The following is a 317-nucleotide window of genomic DNA, read 5'->3' as shown; positions in this document are numbered from 1 at the left end:
CCCGTCTCCGTTCCCACCACCGGCGACTACGACCTGTCGGTGTTCGGCAGCAGCTACGCCAAGGACTCCGACGTCGAGGGCCCGACGAACCTGTACGCGCGGGTCGACGGCGGCGCCTCGCACAGGATCGACATACCGGTGGGCTTCAAGTGGGTGGTGTGGGGGCGTGAGGACACCACCGTGCACCTCACCGCGGGCAGCCACACCATCACCCTGGCCACCACCGGCGACAACGGCGCGAAGACCGTCGGCGACGCCATCATCGACAAGATCGACCTCCGGTACAAGGACGCCGACGTCCAGGGCACCACGCTCCA

General features: G+C 68.1%; 1 pseudogene. It reads left to right on the top strand.

The window, feature by feature from the left end:
- A pseudogene (locus RB628_RS42995) lies at nt 1-317 on the top strand (cellulosome protein); the annotation flags it as partial.

Origin of the sequence: Streptomyces sp. ADMS (assembly GCF_033441795.1) — a bacterium.
In the GTDB taxonomy this organism is placed as follows: Bacteria; Actinomycetota; Actinomycetes; order Streptomycetales; family Streptomycetaceae; genus Streptomyces.
This window is presented reverse-complemented; position numbering and strand designations above follow the sequence as displayed.